12 protein-coding genes and 2 pseudogenes are annotated in these 14954 nt (G+C 39.2%); 5 read left to right on the forward strand and 9 right to left on the reverse strand.

The features are described 5' to 3' along the window. Nucleotides 1–62: 62 nt before the first annotated feature. A complete protein-coding gene (locus AACQ83_RS24500; protein WP_112875974.1) occupies nt 63–281 on the forward strand; it encodes an antitoxin MazE-like protein in 219 nt (72 codons plus the stop codon). Here the strand turns inward: AACQ83_RS24500 and AACQ83_RS01565 are convergent. The 6 genes from AACQ83_RS01565 to AACQ83_RS01590 all read right to left on the reverse strand — a co-directional run bounded on the left by AACQ83_RS01565 (nt 226) and on the right by AACQ83_RS01590 (nt 9187). Beyond that, nucleotides 226–5103 (reverse strand): RHS repeat-associated core domain-containing protein, encoded by a 4878-nt coding sequence (locus tag AACQ83_RS01565; protein ID WP_112875975.1) that lies wholly within the window; start codon nt 5101–5103, stop codon nt 226–228. The genes AACQ83_RS24500 and AACQ83_RS01565 overlap by 56 nt on opposite strands. Nucleotides 5104–5246: 143 nt before the next feature. After that, entirely contained in the window at nt 5247–6257 is a 1011-nt protein-coding gene (locus AACQ83_RS01570) for a hypothetical protein (RefSeq protein ID WP_112875976.1), read from the reverse strand. A gap of 23 nt (nt 6258–6280) precedes the next feature. Continuing rightward, nucleotides 6281–6841, reverse strand: coding sequence for a hypothetical protein (locus tag AACQ83_RS01575; protein ID WP_112875977.1), 561 nt, complete (start codon nt 6839–6841; stop codon nt 6281–6283). Nucleotides 6842–6893: 52 nt separating this feature from the next. Then, on the reverse strand, nt 6894–7139 hold the full coding sequence (locus AACQ83_RS01580; protein WP_112875978.1) for an acyl carrier protein: 246 nt from the start codon (nt 7137–7139) through the stop codon (nt 6894–6896). A 12-nt stretch (nt 7140–7151) separates the two neighbouring features. Next, nucleotides 7152–7928 (reverse strand): hypothetical protein, encoded by a 777-nt coding sequence (locus AACQ83_RS01585; RefSeq protein ID WP_112875979.1) that lies wholly within the window; start codon nt 7926–7928, stop codon nt 7152–7154. A 5-nt stretch (nt 7929–7933) separates the two neighbouring features. Next, a complete protein-coding gene (locus tag AACQ83_RS01590) occupies nt 7934–9187 on the reverse strand; it encodes a beta-ketoacyl-[acyl-carrier-protein] synthase family protein (protein ID WP_240000670.1) in 1254 nt (417 codons plus the stop codon). A gap of 673 nt (nt 9188–9860) precedes the next feature. Here AACQ83_RS01590 and AACQ83_RS01595 point away from each other — a divergent pair. Beyond that, a complete protein-coding gene (locus tag AACQ83_RS01595; RefSeq protein WP_112875981.1) occupies nt 9861–10487 on the forward strand; it encodes an RES family NAD+ phosphorylase in 627 nt (208 codons plus the stop codon). Between the two features lie 41 nt (nt 10488–10528). On the opposite strand, the gene AACQ83_RS01600 is transcribed toward AACQ83_RS01595, so the two are convergent. Next, on the reverse strand, nt 10529–11218 hold the full coding sequence (locus tag AACQ83_RS01600; RefSeq protein WP_240000671.1) for a hypothetical protein: 690 nt from the start codon (nt 11216–11218) through the stop codon (nt 10529–10531). A gap of 593 nt (nt 11219–11811) precedes the next feature. Here AACQ83_RS01600 and AACQ83_RS01605 point away from each other — a divergent pair. Then, nucleotides 11812–13422, forward strand: coding sequence for an ABC transporter substrate-binding protein (locus AACQ83_RS01605; RefSeq protein WP_112875983.1), 1611 nt, complete (start codon nt 11812–11814; stop codon nt 13420–13422). A gap of 67 nt (nt 13423–13489) precedes the next feature. Here AACQ83_RS01605 and AACQ83_RS01610 read toward each other — a convergent pair. Continuing rightward, nucleotides 13490–13669: pseudogene (locus AACQ83_RS01610) on the reverse strand (hypothetical protein); the annotation flags it as partial. A gap of 171 nt (nt 13670–13840) precedes the next feature. Here AACQ83_RS01610 and AACQ83_RS01615 point away from each other — a divergent pair. Beyond that, the gene (locus AACQ83_RS01615; protein WP_112875984.1) at nt 13841–14296 is read left to right on the forward strand and encodes an antitoxin PaaA2 family protein; all 456 of its coding nucleotides are present in this window, start codon (nt 13841–13843) and stop codon (nt 14294–14296) included. After that, nucleotides 14293–14583: a type II toxin-antitoxin system RelE/ParE family toxin gene (locus AACQ83_RS01620; protein ID WP_112875985.1), complete on the forward strand. Its 291-nt coding sequence runs from the start codon at nt 14293–14295 to the stop codon at nt 14581–14583. The genes AACQ83_RS01615 and AACQ83_RS01620 overlap by 4 nt, the downstream gene beginning before the upstream one ends. A 144-nt stretch (nt 14584–14727) precedes the next feature. Here the strand turns inward: AACQ83_RS01620 and AACQ83_RS01625 are convergent. Continuing rightward, a pseudogene (locus tag AACQ83_RS01625) lies at nt 14728–14898 on the reverse strand (IS5/IS1182 family transposase); the annotation flags it as partial. Nucleotides 14899–14954: the final 56 nt, after the last annotated feature.

Below are 14954 nucleotides of genomic sequence, written 5' to 3' on the forward strand. Positions count from 1 at the left end.
TGTTGCATGTCACGTTTTTCCGGTTATATTATAGACATCGTTACATGTCACGAAGGTGAAGTATGAATAAGGTTGCAGATCGTGTCAAAAAACACAGACAACAGCTCAGGATGTCAGGATTAAGGCCCATTCAAATATGGGTGCCTTCGACTTCTCATAAAAGGCGACGCAAACGTCGCCCAATAGTTATTTTCATGAGACTTAAAAATTCAGCCCGCAGAATCTTTACATTGTCAAACGGCCTCGTAACACATTACGGGTTTCAATGGACGATTGACTAAATAGATTTCCGGTACTATTTCGAAATGCTTGGTTCACTTCAACGGCTCGAATAGATGGATGAACATTTATCGCTTCTGGCTCCAATTGTGCAAAACGAGACAACGTATAGGCTTCACTTCCCTCAGAAGTACCTGCTGATGAACTGAGTTCCCAAGTTTGATGATTCACTGCATAAGCTGTACGCGCAAGATTAATTAGCCCCGCCGTTGTTGATACAGCCCCAAAACCTAAAGAGATCCATCCCAAGATATTAGCGGCATTAGCATTGTTATCTCCAACGGCAGAAGCTGCTATTCCGGTAGAAAGCGACAGAGCATCTGCCCCAAATGATACCGCCGATAAAGCGATATCCCAATGTCTGCTAGAGCGGCTGGCAATTTCACCAAATTCAATAGGTACTGACCCGATAATACCCGCGCTGGCTACCTGAGAACCACTCCGTGCCGATTTTATCAGCGAAGAGGTAAAGGTTATTGCACTGATGCCAAAGCTTAAAATCCCAAACCCGGTACTAATCCAATTTAATATCCCGGCTGTTTTCGGATCTTTTTCCGATAATGCTACTGACGCAATCCCTATCGAATCAGCAGCTAATCCAATGACGGTCGCAGTAACTGCAAACGCACTGGTAGAAGCAATCGCCCCCATAGCTCCCCCCGCAGCAATGAGACCCGCACTAATTGCGGCGCCAGCCCCCAGTGACACAATCCCAACAATGATACCAATTGCCCCCAGCACAATGCCTAATATTCCTCCAGCACTAAGATGACCGTTCAGATCAATCCGATTTATGGGATCGCCCTGGCAATAAGTGTAGGGATTAACCCCTCCCCGGCCAAAGGGGCTCCAACTGTCGGGACTATGAAATCTCATGAGAACCGGATTGAAAACACGATATCCGTTACCTAAGAAATACCAGCCTGTTACTGGATCGACCTGCGCTCCATTCAAACCCGGTAATGAAGAAATTAAACTCCTAAAGCCATAAGGTGTGTAGGATAAAGCCATCAACTCGTTTTCGTTCTGACTGGCTATAACCGTACTATTATGGTCAGTGCCATATTGATAATAGACGGACTGGCCATTCTTGGTACTCTGATGACCAAGCCGTTGCTTATCGCTGTTCAACCAGGTAATGGTTTCATCACCCAATTGAACATTCGCCACGTTACCTGAAGCATAATACTGACGATTAACCGTACCATTTGCTAAAACTTGGGCGGTTAATTTGTTCAATGCATCATACTGGTAGTTGCACACCAGATTACCCAGCCGGTTTTTGACCTGTATCAGGCGATTATTCTGATCGTAAATGAGCGTTTGCCCTTTTTCGTCGCGTATTAGATTACCGTTGGCATCATAACTTAACTCTATTTGCTGTTTATCGCTGGTAATACGAATAAGTTGGGTTGGATCGGCTTGACTGAAATGATAATCCACTGTTTCTTTACCATCTCGATATGTATTATCAAGCCGTTTGATATTACCCCATTGGTCATAATGGTAAATTTGCTGATTTAACACTCGACCAGTATGATCAACCGGAGATTGTTCTCCCTCGCATTGGTACTGGCTTAAGCGCTGATTACTATCATATTGATAACGTTCATTTTTCATAACCACCCCATCGACGGAGGTGATACGTTGACTGATTTGATTATTCTTTGTATAGCTTAAGGTAATGACTTGTATTGAGAAGTCACTAATTAGCGAGCGTTTTATCTCTCGATCAAAAGCATCGTATTCAATTTTTGTGACTAATTGGGATAATGACGTTGTGTCTTTTGTCGTCGTTGTTATTAGCCGTCCAACATTGTCATATTCAAATATAGCGTATTGCGAACTCTGTTCTGTTTTAACTAATCTTCCTTGGGCATCGTAACTATAAACATGATCATGACCAAAACTATCTTTATGACGTTGAATCAAACCAGACATCGTATAACGGTAATCGCCCGATGAAATCGGTTTATTATCCCGAGAAAATGATTCGTGCTGTAATACACCCGATGGAAAATAACTGTAACTGCTCTGGGATACGCCTTCTGTCGCAGATAATAATGCCCCCGTTTTCTGATAGTAATGAAAGTTTTGTTGGCTGGTCTCTGTGGTAAATTTGGACATCACACTACCGAGAGAGTAAAGATAATCGATGTTTTGTTTATTATGCGCAGGCGTGACAGACTGAATAGGTTTGTCACCTTGAGGTCCATATAAATATTCCGTTTTGCGACCACCCACCATATCGCTGATTACCCGCCCAAGACCATCATAAGCTAATGAACCCAATTGTGTTCCATTCACGTTCAGTGCAGAAATTAATTCTTCATGGCTAAAGCTTGCATAAGCGGATTCTAATATTGTTCTGTCTGGCAACGTTTTTTTCACTATACGATCAAATAGATCGTACTCAATTTGGGTAGCGTAACCTTCCGTATCTGTTTCAGTCACCGTACGACCAAATCCATCATAACGATAGGTACGAGTGCTATATATCGCACCATCAGGATACACAACTTTAATTGAAGCAGGCTGTTCAAAGTTATTTTGCTGAATATTTAACATTCCCAACCCTTTGACCCCTTGAGTAATTGTCCTCGTAATAGGGTCATGGATTTCCAGCTCTATCCGACCATCACTGTATTCAGTGCTGTAACGGTTTCCCCAACCATCATATTGATAGGTTTTCGTTGTCACTAAAGGAGTCGTCAAGCGAGTCAAAGGATTAGCAGATAAATCCCATAACCAATCATTTGAAATCTCTTTGACCAATTGCCCCAAAACATCATATTGTCTGGCAAGAACGTTTCGATATGTGCCTTGATAAATCCCCGATGTGCCCCAAATACCATCATCATCTTGTTCTTCAATCGAACAAATACGTCCCATTCCATCGTAATGGGTTTTACGTCTGATGCCTTGAGAATCAATTTCTATCATCACCGGCCAAAAATCATTTTCGTCACCACCAGGATATTGATATATATAACTACGTTTAATTTCTTTTGTCGTACCAGGGTCAATAATTTGTCCTATAATTCGGCCGGAAAGATCATAAGACTGGTCTGTAATGACATGGTTTACATCAACTTTACGGAGTTGCCGATGTGTATAAATGGAGGTCACATTTTTCGATTCCATATATGCACCATCAAAACCCGTCACCGTAGAGTTTGTGGTCATCTCACTATCTGAATATTCATATTTAAACGTGGTAACCGTTTGTTGGTTATTCATCACCGACGTTATTTTTGCTAATGAACCATGAGATTTGTTTGTCGGTGAATTAACATAGTTAAAGGTCCTGACTATTTTACTGTCTATCGTCTCTGAGGCTTTACTGACATATTCCTTAACATAAGCGCCGGTAAAAGTGGGCAGTTTTTGATATGTGTAGTGAGTCACCCTATTCGCGACACTTTGAGCAGCATCAGGCGATCCTTTTTGCGTAACTGATTTTAAAAACCGGGAAAAGCCCAAGGGATCAGCAGGACAATTATTACCCTCACCATTCACCGGATAATAAACGTATTCTTTCTGTATCCCACTGGTATCAATAATAAGTAGAGTATTTCCCCAATCATCGCTTTTAATATTAACACTCTCTTCTCGTGAAGTATTGGTTTGTAAGTCTGTGTAACGCGTTAACACATGAGAGGGTTGTTGTAAATTTTCTGGTTGTTCGGAAAAGCTTTTTGACGGATCTTCATTGTAAGTAATTTCTGTTATGATTCTCTTATTATCTTGTGTTTTTGCTTCTTTGGTCATTAAATGAAATTTGTCAAACACCCTTTCTGTTATTGAAATAACATTTTGACCGTTTAAAACACGTTCAATGGATGAATAGGTATATTTCCCTGTAACCAGATACAAATTATCTTGACTGGAATCAAAGCTTGTTCGGCCAGAAGAATAGCCCAAGAAATTATGCACTGAGCTATATTCATAGGATTTGCTGATCGCAGGCTGCCCATTACCAGGTTGAATAGTCAGCGCAGAAGCATAAGGAATAGATTCCGTGTCCGTCACTTTATGCCCATTCTCTTTATAACTCACTAGCTCAATATAACCGGTTGGCGTACGAAAAGCGCTAATAACTGGAAATATTCCTTTTAATGTCTGATAGGTCATCTTAAATCTGGCAGAATCAATAGGACCAGAAGCATCATAAGGTACAGTCACAGTAATGAGATAATCATTGCGATAATCGAATGCGATTTTCGCAGAGATATTATTATCATCTGGGTATTCAACTGATGTACAATTATTTCCAGAGTAATTGAGTTTAAGATAAGTTTTACCCGTCACACGGTATTTTATTTCGGATAATGCAAACCTTGAATTATAAATTAAATCAAATGCTTCACCATCTGGAAATTCAAGTGCAATCGTTTTCGCAATGTCACTCGATCCAATTCGTTTAAGTGTTTCTATAATGCCATTTTTGTTATAAACATAAAAGGTATTGCTATCGAGTTTATAGACACGCAAATCTTTTAATTTTTTATCTTTAAAGCTAATATCATTATTATTAGGTGGCAATGGCTTACATTTAAATTGTTCTCCATTAGCTCGGCTAAATGTAAGTGTTTTTACATCTAACATTGTTAATGAAAATCGCCAGCCAATACCAAACCCATTATTTAATGTTGTTAATGGCGAGAATGATAAATTAAGTACCTGTTCAATATTACCGACATTATTTGGTCTCAACGTGATAATATTGATATTTGCGCTATATTGACCTGTTCTGGGATCGACACCGGTATTAATATAAGATCCAAAATTAAAAGCATTGGAATATATATCGTTAACTTTCATTTTAAAGTTCCCGTTTGATTAATATCACAGCCAAATTAAATATCCATTTAGCTATTCTTTTATATACAATAATAGAACATCTTAATTGCTGGTAAACGCACATGCGATTACCAGCATAGATAAAGATTTTTTACTAAGGAAAATCAACTTATTCTCGCTATGCTTAGCGCACGTCCAATATTAACCGAGGATATTCTAAATTTATGCTGGCAACCGTAGTTATCAATGATTGTGACATCATAATCTCCATCGAAATAACCGGTCGTCCATGAACATCCTGTTACATGGAGTACCTCAGCAGCAAGCTGTGTGTCAGGAACAGTTACATCATAAGAGTAGTCCATAACACATCCTCCACTCATATCATTCCTAGCATTTACATATGAAGTTCCTCGTTTAAATACTCTTGCTCTTGTCAAGAATCTATCATCTGATGAATTTTTACCAAGGACATATATATTATTAACAGTCCTGTCATTCCCTTCAAGAATCCTCAAATGATATGGCAATGTCCAGCGATAAAGGTTAATTGTTTGATGATGGGTATCCGATTTCGTTGGTTCTTCTGTTTTATCAAACAATATATTGGTACTTTCATGCAATTGATTTGCATTAATTGCATAAGGAGCAATGGCTTTTAATAAAATCTTGCTGTCAAAAACTTCATCACCAACCGACATATTCGTTGTTAGTGTGCGCTTCCCATTCGTATCTTCGAATGTCATTTTTGCCATTAGGTATTCTGTACTTGTCCTATTACTACTAACATAACAATAGATAATTTCAGGAACACTCTTCACACTGTTCTGATAGTTTTCATTTGTACAGCAATCTCCCGCATGATTTATTACCGGCTCCTCAGTAAAAATATCAGCACTATAAACACCATTTAATAACCCAAGATCATATTTATTTCTCGCATCTGTCGTTGTCCATCCTGAAGGCATTTTTAATTGGTCATATATGAGGCTATCACTCAATGCAGCCACCTGAATCGATCTTTTTTCAGCATCACTAAGTGCTAATTTTACCCAATCACCATTCTTATATTCTTGTTTAAGTACAGAGATTTTTACCATACATTGATGACGCCCATTAGCATAAAAATTGTCATCAGTTTTTTCAATGGTAAATGTTGTTATTTTCTTTTCCATCACACTCTCCATAATATTGTGAATTAAGCTATAATAGAAAGAATATCAAGTTCAAAGCCATAATATGGCCCTTGCAATTCAGGAATAATTCTTACACGATAACGTTTTGATAAATCATCTTCAAATTCCTTCAAGGCGTTCATGATAAATTCGCTGTATTTCCCTTGTGCAAAAAAGATAAACTGCGTGGTTGAAGGATTGATAGAAACATATTTACCAATCGCATGGCGTAATGTCTTAATAAATAGTGAACCATCTTCATTTAATTCGAATAATTTTCTGTCTGTCGTCGTCCTATCCATAAAATTGCCTTCACCTAAAAGATAAATATTTATCTCACGATGGTCTCGACGCAGTAAAAACTGTTTATTGATATCCAATTCGAATATTCTTGGTTTAATAGTTTTATCAAGTAAATGTTCTGGAATAACAAATTCAATCAAGAAACGACGCCCATTCACGATAATAGGTAAATGTTCTCGATCAATTGAGAAACAGCACAAATTTCCAACCCACGAAGAACCTTCTGTTTCCGAATATGCTGAATATAAAGCAGCAACCTTACCTTGCTCTAGAATGTTCATTATAACCTCTTAATATTAATGGTGAAAAAACAGCATTAAATCAAAACTCAGCTTACAGTTTTGATTTTACATAACCAGTAAGATCATCTAATGTTGAAATAGAATGATCTGAAAAAAGTTCAGCTTTAAGCATAATGCCATACGTTTCCAATACAAACACTTGAATTTCCACATAGTCAAGGCTGTCAAATTTAAGTGAAATAAAATAAGATTCTGGTGTTATCTCTTCCTCTTCTATATCCTTCATCATTAATATTCTATTTTTTATTGCAGTAAAGATATCACTTTGTGTTGGCATTTCGCTTTCCTTTTATTTCATCTTAGAGATAATTGAAATCTTTGATACAAAAATAGGGTTTTTATCATATAAACATCGATAATAAAAAATACGGATATAATCTTTAGGGCCATTCTTAATCAATAAAGGAGGATTTAATTCAACACAGACATCCGGAGAAGATAGTAATATTGTACTATTAACAATGTCCTCCCTGATCTTAATCGCTTGTCCGGTATGCAAAGTAAAAGATCGATTCAGATAATCCTGTAACTGGTTAAAATGGTAGTGTTCAAAATCAAGAAAACTTGTCGAATTAATAACAAGATGAAAAGCAAGCGCATCCAGAAACCATCCAATAGATGTGACACTGGGGAAATAATGTCTAAAGACAGCATATTTTTCACAAACTCCTTTCCTTGTTATCGTCAATTTCTGGCAGTTATCTTGAACAATCCAATTTTCAATTGACTCCATTGTATTTTCTACCCTGGTATTGCCAGATAACGCACTTTTTCTGCACGGATTTTCCAATTTAAACGTTTTGCTTTTAGTATCAATTCTCAACTGATGTGGCAATGCAGTATAAACATATTGACGGAATGACGTATCAATATTCAGTATTCTAGATGTAAAAGCGGAGGTTAATTGAGAGAACTGTTGCCTGACATAAAGCAGACTCAACATTCCCTGCACGGGGTACTGCTGCATATTGTGTAAAAATCCACTTTTCGCCGAATAATGGATAGGATTAAAATCCCCAGAGAAATTCGACCAATGTTCAATATCTTCCATTTCAAAAATCAACATATCAGTTACCTTATCTTAGAGATAACCAACGCAGCGTTATGTCCCCCAAAACCTGCACTGATATTAAGCGCCACTTCTGGTTGAGCGGTGTAGCAATGTTGATTAGGTAAATAATTAAGGTCGCAATCTGGATCAGCCCGATGTAAATTCAATGTTGCTGGCAAGCAATTTTCAGTTAATGCCTTTACACAGACAATAGTTTCGAAACTACCGGCGGCAGCAATAAGATGACCGGTATAAGATTTTGTGCTTGATATAGGTACCTGATAAGCATATTGGCCTAGTGCTGCTTTAATTGCCTGAGTTTCATAAAGATCATTTAACGGTGTAGAAGTACCATGAGCATTAATATAGTCAATATCTTCCAGCGAAATCTGCGCCTGCTCGATGGCTTTGGTTATCGATAATATTTTAGGTTCAATATCTTCTGTCGGCCGGGTTAAATTAGCGGCATCTGAATATTGAGCGTAACCTTTGATTTCCGCCAGAATCGTTGCCCCACGCGCGACGGCCGAATCATAATCTTCCAGACAAACCACCGCCGCTCCTTCGGCCAATACAAATCCAGAGCGATCAAGACTAAATGGACAACATGCAAGATTGGGGTCCGTTTGCTCTTTCGACAATGCATTCAGTACATCAATACTCCAAATATTACATTCTCGAGTAAGTGATTCAGCGGCCCCGGCAATCATACATTTTGCCCGCCCTGAGCGAATAATTTCAAAGGCATCACCTATCGCCATTGTACCCGTTGCGCAAGCAGCCATAATGGTATTCTGATAACCACGTAGTCCATACATGATAGAACACGCCGCCGTCATGGAACTTGGCATGGTGATAAGATTACTCATGGGATGAGCTAATTTAACTTCCTCATACTGGCAGGCATGATCTCCGGCATTATCGACAGCTCCCCAGCCACTGCCAAGTATGATCCCACATTCGTATTTATCGTAATATTCAACAGGTGATACGTTCACACCAAATGCTTGGGTAAAAGCTTGATAAGTCGCTTTCAACGCCATTTTTCCGCAGTCAGAAAGCATATGAGTCAACTTTTTTGGTAATAACTGATAACGTGATGGATTGGGTGCAAGGAAAGAAAAGAAACGTGAATTAATGAATGAGTCAGGAAATTCAATTCTGCGAAATTGATGTTGTTTCTCGATAATACTTTGCCAACATGATTCAATATCTTCACCAATTGGTGTTACGGCGCCCATACCTGTAATAACAACTCTTTGAGTTCTCTGCATATTGATTACCATTTATACATGGATTGATAATGTCAATTTTTATAGCTATAAAATAGGCTAATGAAGACATATCACCATAATCATAAATAAGTATTTTCAATACTCCTGGCTAATATAATCGTTATTTGTGAATTACATAAAACTAACTGATAGATTATTTTACCCATGTAATAAAACCGATGATAAATATCCATAAACAAATATATTATTATTTTAATATCATTATATTCAGCCTACAAAATAATTGATTACACCATATTAGACTGTATTATCATGGTAAATCCTAAAAATTTATTTACCATTAACTCATTATTCTGTTTAATAAAGCACATCATTGTATAAAAACAAAATATAAATAATGACTTTAATTATTGCACAGTTGTTTATTTCATAACATATGAATTCAATGATTATATTAATAATCTAACAATGTGATTAAAGAAAAGAGAAATAGTAAATATTTCACATCATCCCTGTGAATAAATACTGAGGTACATTGCCCAATCTTTCTCTGCATCAAATCTGCATCAAAACATATACCCTGCCCCCTTGTTTGTAATATACTACCCACAACTGGATAAATACACAGCATTATAAGTCTTCATTGTCCAGTTAATGTAATAACACCGGAGACAACATATGGCTGAAACAGGCAAGGATACAGGAGTGTTCAGTGGTAACAAAATCTGAGGCAAGCCCTGACTCAGTGATAAAGCAGCAGTTCGATACCCTCACCGTCGATAAAATTACGCAAAGTATCATTATCATCTCAGCCGGCACAGTTTTTTACCGGCTACAAGAGGGTAAACACGGAGGCAATGGAGTATTCTTTAACCGAGATGGAGGACATACCCGGTACGGGTTAACGAACGGCATAGATGGCAATTTATATCTTGCCAGTTCTCCAAGAACATCGATGAAGGAGGTGTTTCAACGTCTGCCAGCTATTACAGACCGGGAACTGGATGGGTACCATATGGCTACATTGGTGATAGAGAAAGATCTACGTATTGTAGACATTACCCGGCTTGCGCCGAAAATGCATATCACCGCCCATCAACTAACCGGCACAGACTACCGGATCACACAACAACTCGCGGCAAAGCTATCACCGCACGCGGATGGACTGACCTACATGTCTAACGTCACGCTTGAACCCTGCATCGTGCTCTGGCATGACGATCCTTCTGGCAAAAGCGTGATACGCACCGAGGAACTCAAGGTGCTCAGGGAATTTGAGTATGAAGGAGAAATTGCCGAGGATATCCTGGTGAACGACCTGGATATTCCCGTAATATGATAAAAGAGGGAGCCGGCGTGTGCCCGTTCCCTCTCTTTTTACTATGCAGCATCTTGAGTGCCAAATAACTTGGCTAAACGGATTATCTGTTGAAGCTTGTCATCCGAAACACCATCTCTCAGCAAATCAATAACAGTGAACTCTTGACCTTCTGGTAAACGGTGATCCAGTACATTACGTTTCTGCACGAAAAATCCGTACTGCATCACACCGCTAAAGTGATTAAGATGAAACAAGATCTCCGTCACCCCCTTGAACACACCTTTTTCGCCTTTGCTTTCATCATCGGTGAACTGAAAAGCCGGATAAATAAACTCACCATCGTATTCCAAGGCCAGTAATTTACCTGTGTCCTTTTTCTTTTTAACTGTTACTTTACTGACACCGAGCAAACTCGCTACCTCAGCAGAATTTAACACACCACCATTTTCACGCACGTTGTCAAAAAAGCGCGCACGGCTACGCACACGATTGAGTAACCTCTTCTTCTCCGGCGTCAGTTCAGCAAGCGCCCGTGCGGGTATCGCCAAAAACAACATATTCATCAGAAACTGATTATCCGGCAACGCTAGCTGACGCTTGATGTTAACCTTACCCTTACTGCGAATACCATCAGCCAGTTCCTTAATGATATTCACAAGGCGATCAGCCGCTATATCAGCGTCATCGTACTCATGATGAGGTGCCGCTACGTTATTACCGAGTCTGGTCTTCCTATATACAGTTTGCATAATGCACCCCAAGTTAACGATTGACAGCATAAAGAATATACATTCAATCGTTAACCAATGCAAACTTTATCCATCTGTGTCGTGTGCTATTTCTCCTCTTAGTATCAAGAACAACCTTCATCAGCGAATTGTGAATTCATTCACAAAACACGATTTTAAAAGTTAAAAACCAACTAATATCTGAAACAGATAATACTGTCGTTAAATAAATTTTTTTAATCAAAAAATTAACAATGTTCATATGGATTTTTATAAAAATAAGTCATTAAGGTTATTTTTATCACTCTTTAAACAGGGTGATTAGAAAAATAAAATTATCAGTCAACGACATCTGGAATGAAATAATACATATTTATACCCTATAGATTTCAAGATGCATCGCGACGGCAAGGGAGTGAATCCCCGGGAGCATAGGTAACTATGTGACCGGGGTGAGCGAACGCAGCCAACAAAGAGGCAACTTGAAAGATGACGGGTATAGCTATAATTACTTTTGGCTTCACGTTCAGTCGAATTACTTACCCTAGATCCGATTTCAGATGTTACAACTTGCAACATTAACCTGAAAAAAATGCGTTATTATTGGAGAAATCATGATGAAAAAAACAATAAAAAACATATCCTTATTTACAGGAATTATGCTTGGAAGCTTGACATTAGCTCATGCAGCAATTATTCCACCCAGTACACAACTGGCAACCAACCAGAATATTGTTCGTCATAATGGTTCAGAACCTGCTTCTCTTGATGTGCATAAAGTTGAAAGTGATGTTGAGTTTGATATTATAAACGACTTTTTTAGTGGATTAATCAGTATAGGAAATGATGGTAAGTTTAATCCTAATTTAGCTATCCGTTGGGAAACTAACGATAATAAAACCTGGGTATTTCATCTAAGAGAAGGAATAAAATGGTCTGACGGTTCACCTATTACCGCTCATGATGTGGTTTTTAGTTGGAGACGTTTAATTGATCCTCAAATGGCGTCCCCGTATGGCAGTTATATTGAAAACATGTATATAGTAAATGCCAAAGATATTCTTGCTGGTAAGAAAAAAGTCGATGAATTAGGCGTAAAAGCATTGGATAATTTAACGGTAGAAGTAACATTAGAGCAACCGTTATCCTATTTTTTAAATATGCTAGCACACCCCGTTATGGTTCCTATCAGCCAAAAAGCGGTTGAGAAGTATGGTGAAAAATGGACTCAACCAAATGTATTTGTCAGTAGTGGCCCATTCAAACTCTCTGAATGGATCGTCAATGAGAAAGTGATTGGCATCAGGAATCCACAATATTGGGATAATGAACACACCGTGATTAATAAAGTCACCTATCTTAACGTCACATCAGAAACAGCGGTGGTAAACCGTTATTTAGCAGGAGAAATAGATATTACAAAGGGTATTCCATCGGTTTTATTTAAATCATTAAAAACCAAGTTAGGTAATCAAGTTCATATTTCACCTAAATTAGCTGTTTATTATTACGAATTTAATACCCAAAAAGCCCCTTTTAACGATATTAGAGTCAGACAGGCATTAAATCTGGCTTTAGACAAAGATATCATAACAAATAAAGTTTTAGGGCAAGGCCAAAAGCCAGCCTATAATAATACTCCACCAAATATAGGCGGAATGAACTTAAAACAGCCTGATTATGCATCATGGACGTTGGCAAAAAGAATTGAAAAAGCCCGGCAGTTATTGAATGAAGCGGGTTATAACAGAAATAATCCATTGAAATTTAATCTTCTTTACAATACATCAGAGGATCATAAAAGGATTGCTATTGCCGTCACCTCAATGTGGAAGAAAAATCTGGGCGTGGATGCTGTTTTACAGAATCAAGAATGGAAAACAATGTTAGATACCATGCATCAAGGTAATTTTGATTTGGTAAGATACGCATGGATATCTGATTACGATAATCCTGCTTCGTTTTTAAATAATTATGTCACCAATAGTTCTAATAATACATCATTATATCATAATGATATTTATGATATAATGATCAGTAAAGCCAAAGCAACAAACAACATAGAATATTTCCAGCAAGCACAAGATATTCTTACAAAAGATGTCCCAGCAATTCCTATTTATTACTATGTTAGCGCCAGATTAATAAAACCTTATATTGGCGGATATTATATCAGCCCACTTGGTCTTATGTCATCGAAAGATCTCTATGTTATTAAGCATTAATAAGAGATGTTTGTAAGATTAAAATAAAGATTACGGTTTTTTAACCGTAATCTCAGACCGCTGATACATCCCCCGCCGGAGCCGCTCTGAATTCGATATTTTCCAGCAGGAAGCGCCGGACTCTCCCGTATTGCTCCACCATTTCATCATGAAAGTTAGTATCCGAAGGCCGGGCGATTTCGTTAATAAATGCGATGGTATCTACCAGTTTACTCCGAGGAACTTTCGTAAATATGGCAGATCTGAGAAGTAGGAGAGCATAAAAAGCTGTGGGGCATTTATGTGGTAAGGAAAACTGCCTGTTTTACGTTCAGTTATTGGGTAAAAAATAATAAATCGCCTTGCAATTTACTATAATTCGCTCTATAAATTACAGTAGTCTACATTGTGAAATATTCAGAAATTGCGAGGTGACAACATGGCTGAAACTATCGACCACGGCACCCTCTCACATCTAGTGGAGGCCGGAGCCGTTAAAGGAGCGCACATCGTAGGCCAGCCAGGTGGCTGGGCCGTGATAGTGCGCTATGGAATGCACGAACGACCACTGGCCGCACAGCGCAGCCGCAATGTGCGGCTGTTCCGCAAGTTTGAAACGCTGGTTTCCTATCTCAAAAAAATTGGTATTGCCCGCTTCGACGTGGATTCATCAAACTACGCCCCCGCTCCCCCCAATACCTCAACGCGCAGGCCAGATCGTGCCGAAGCGCTCAAGCGTACCCACGAGGCTGCTGCATATGATGCATGGTTTCGTGAGCAGGTGCAGCAAGCCATAGATGAACCCGGTCCGGGTATCCCTCACACTGATGTCAAGGCCAAATTTGCCGCCAAACGTGAAGCCTTGCGTAAACGCATTGTACAGGGTCGCGCATGAAAATCATTTGGCGAAAGATCGCGGAAGCAGATCGAGAACGTATCTTTGATTACATCGCACAAAACAACCCCAGCGCCGCACTTGAGCTTGACGCAGACTTTGATGCTAAAATCGAACTCGCTGCGCAGCGGCCTAAACTGTACCGCCCCGGCCGTGTGCACGGTACCCGTGAAATCGTCGTGCGGCCTAATTATGTGATTGTCTATCGCATCAAGGATGAAAGCGGTACGCTGGTTGTGCTGCGCGTACTCCATGCGGCCCAGCAATGGCCCCCGGCCAAGTCCTGACAGCTCATATTTCCTCAATTAGGCCGATGTGATCGCCCTCCGATGCGCCATTTTTGCCCTTGCCGTACCACATGCCCCCTTTATCCAGCAATAAAAAATAACTCAGTCACATCATCTTAAGCAACATAACGGGATCGATAGCAGATCGATAGCAGGACGGTCATTATTGCGGCAATACAACGGGGCAACTAGTTCGCGGATAAATTCGAAATCAATGGCAGCATCGACTTTACGGACCAAATGATTTTTAGGAACCAACTCGTCAAGCGAGAGCGTTTCTGGTGGGAAAGTCTGGAGAGGGGGTGTTCTTAACATGGTGGCAAGCTCCGTTGAATGAACGGAACTTAATTAAAACAAAGTACCGGATAAAA

The sequence above is a fragment of the Photorhabdus sp. S10-54 genome (genome assembly GCF_963878145.1).
Lineage (GTDB): Bacteria > Pseudomonadota > Gammaproteobacteria > Enterobacterales > Enterobacteriaceae > Photorhabdus > Photorhabdus kayaii.

Coding starts and splice junctions, on each gene's coding strand:
- AACQ83_RS24500 (WP_112875974.1), top strand. CDS start 63: ATGAATAAGGTTGCAGATCGTGTCAAAAAACACAGACAACAGCTCAGG.
- AACQ83_RS01565 (WP_112875975.1), bottom strand. CDS start 5,103: ATGAAAGTTAACGATATATATTCCAATGCTTTTAATTTTGGATCTTAT.
- AACQ83_RS01570 (WP_112875976.1), bottom strand. CDS start 6,257: ATGGAAAAGAAAATAACAACATTTACCATTGAAAAAACTGATGACAAT.
- AACQ83_RS01575 (WP_112875977.1), bottom strand. CDS start 6,841: ATGAACATTCTAGAGCAAGGTAAGGTTGCTGCTTTATATTCAGCATAT.
- AACQ83_RS01580 (WP_112875978.1), bottom strand. CDS start 7,139: ATGCCAACACAAAGTGATATCTTTACTGCAATAAAAAATAGAATATTA.
- AACQ83_RS01585 (WP_112875979.1), bottom strand. CDS start 7,928: ATGTTGATTTTTGAAATGGAAGATATTGAACATTGGTCGAATTTCTCT.
- AACQ83_RS01590 (WP_240000670.1), bottom strand. CDS start 9,187: ATGCAGAGAACTCAAAGAGTTGTTATTACAGGTATGGGCGCCGTAACA.
- AACQ83_RS01600 (WP_240000671.1), bottom strand. CDS start 11,218: ATGCAAACTGTATATAGGAAGACCAGACTCGGTAATAACGTAGCGGCA.
- AACQ83_RS01605 (WP_112875983.1), top strand. CDS start 11,812: ATGATGAAAAAAACAATAAAAAACATATCCTTATTTACAGGAATTATG.
- AACQ83_RS01615 (WP_112875984.1), top strand. CDS start 13,841: ATGGCTGAAACTATCGACCACGGCACCCTCTCACATCTAGTGGAGGCC.
- AACQ83_RS01620 (WP_112875985.1), top strand. CDS start 14,293: ATGAAAATCATTTGGCGAAAGATCGCGGAAGCAGATCGAGAACGTATC.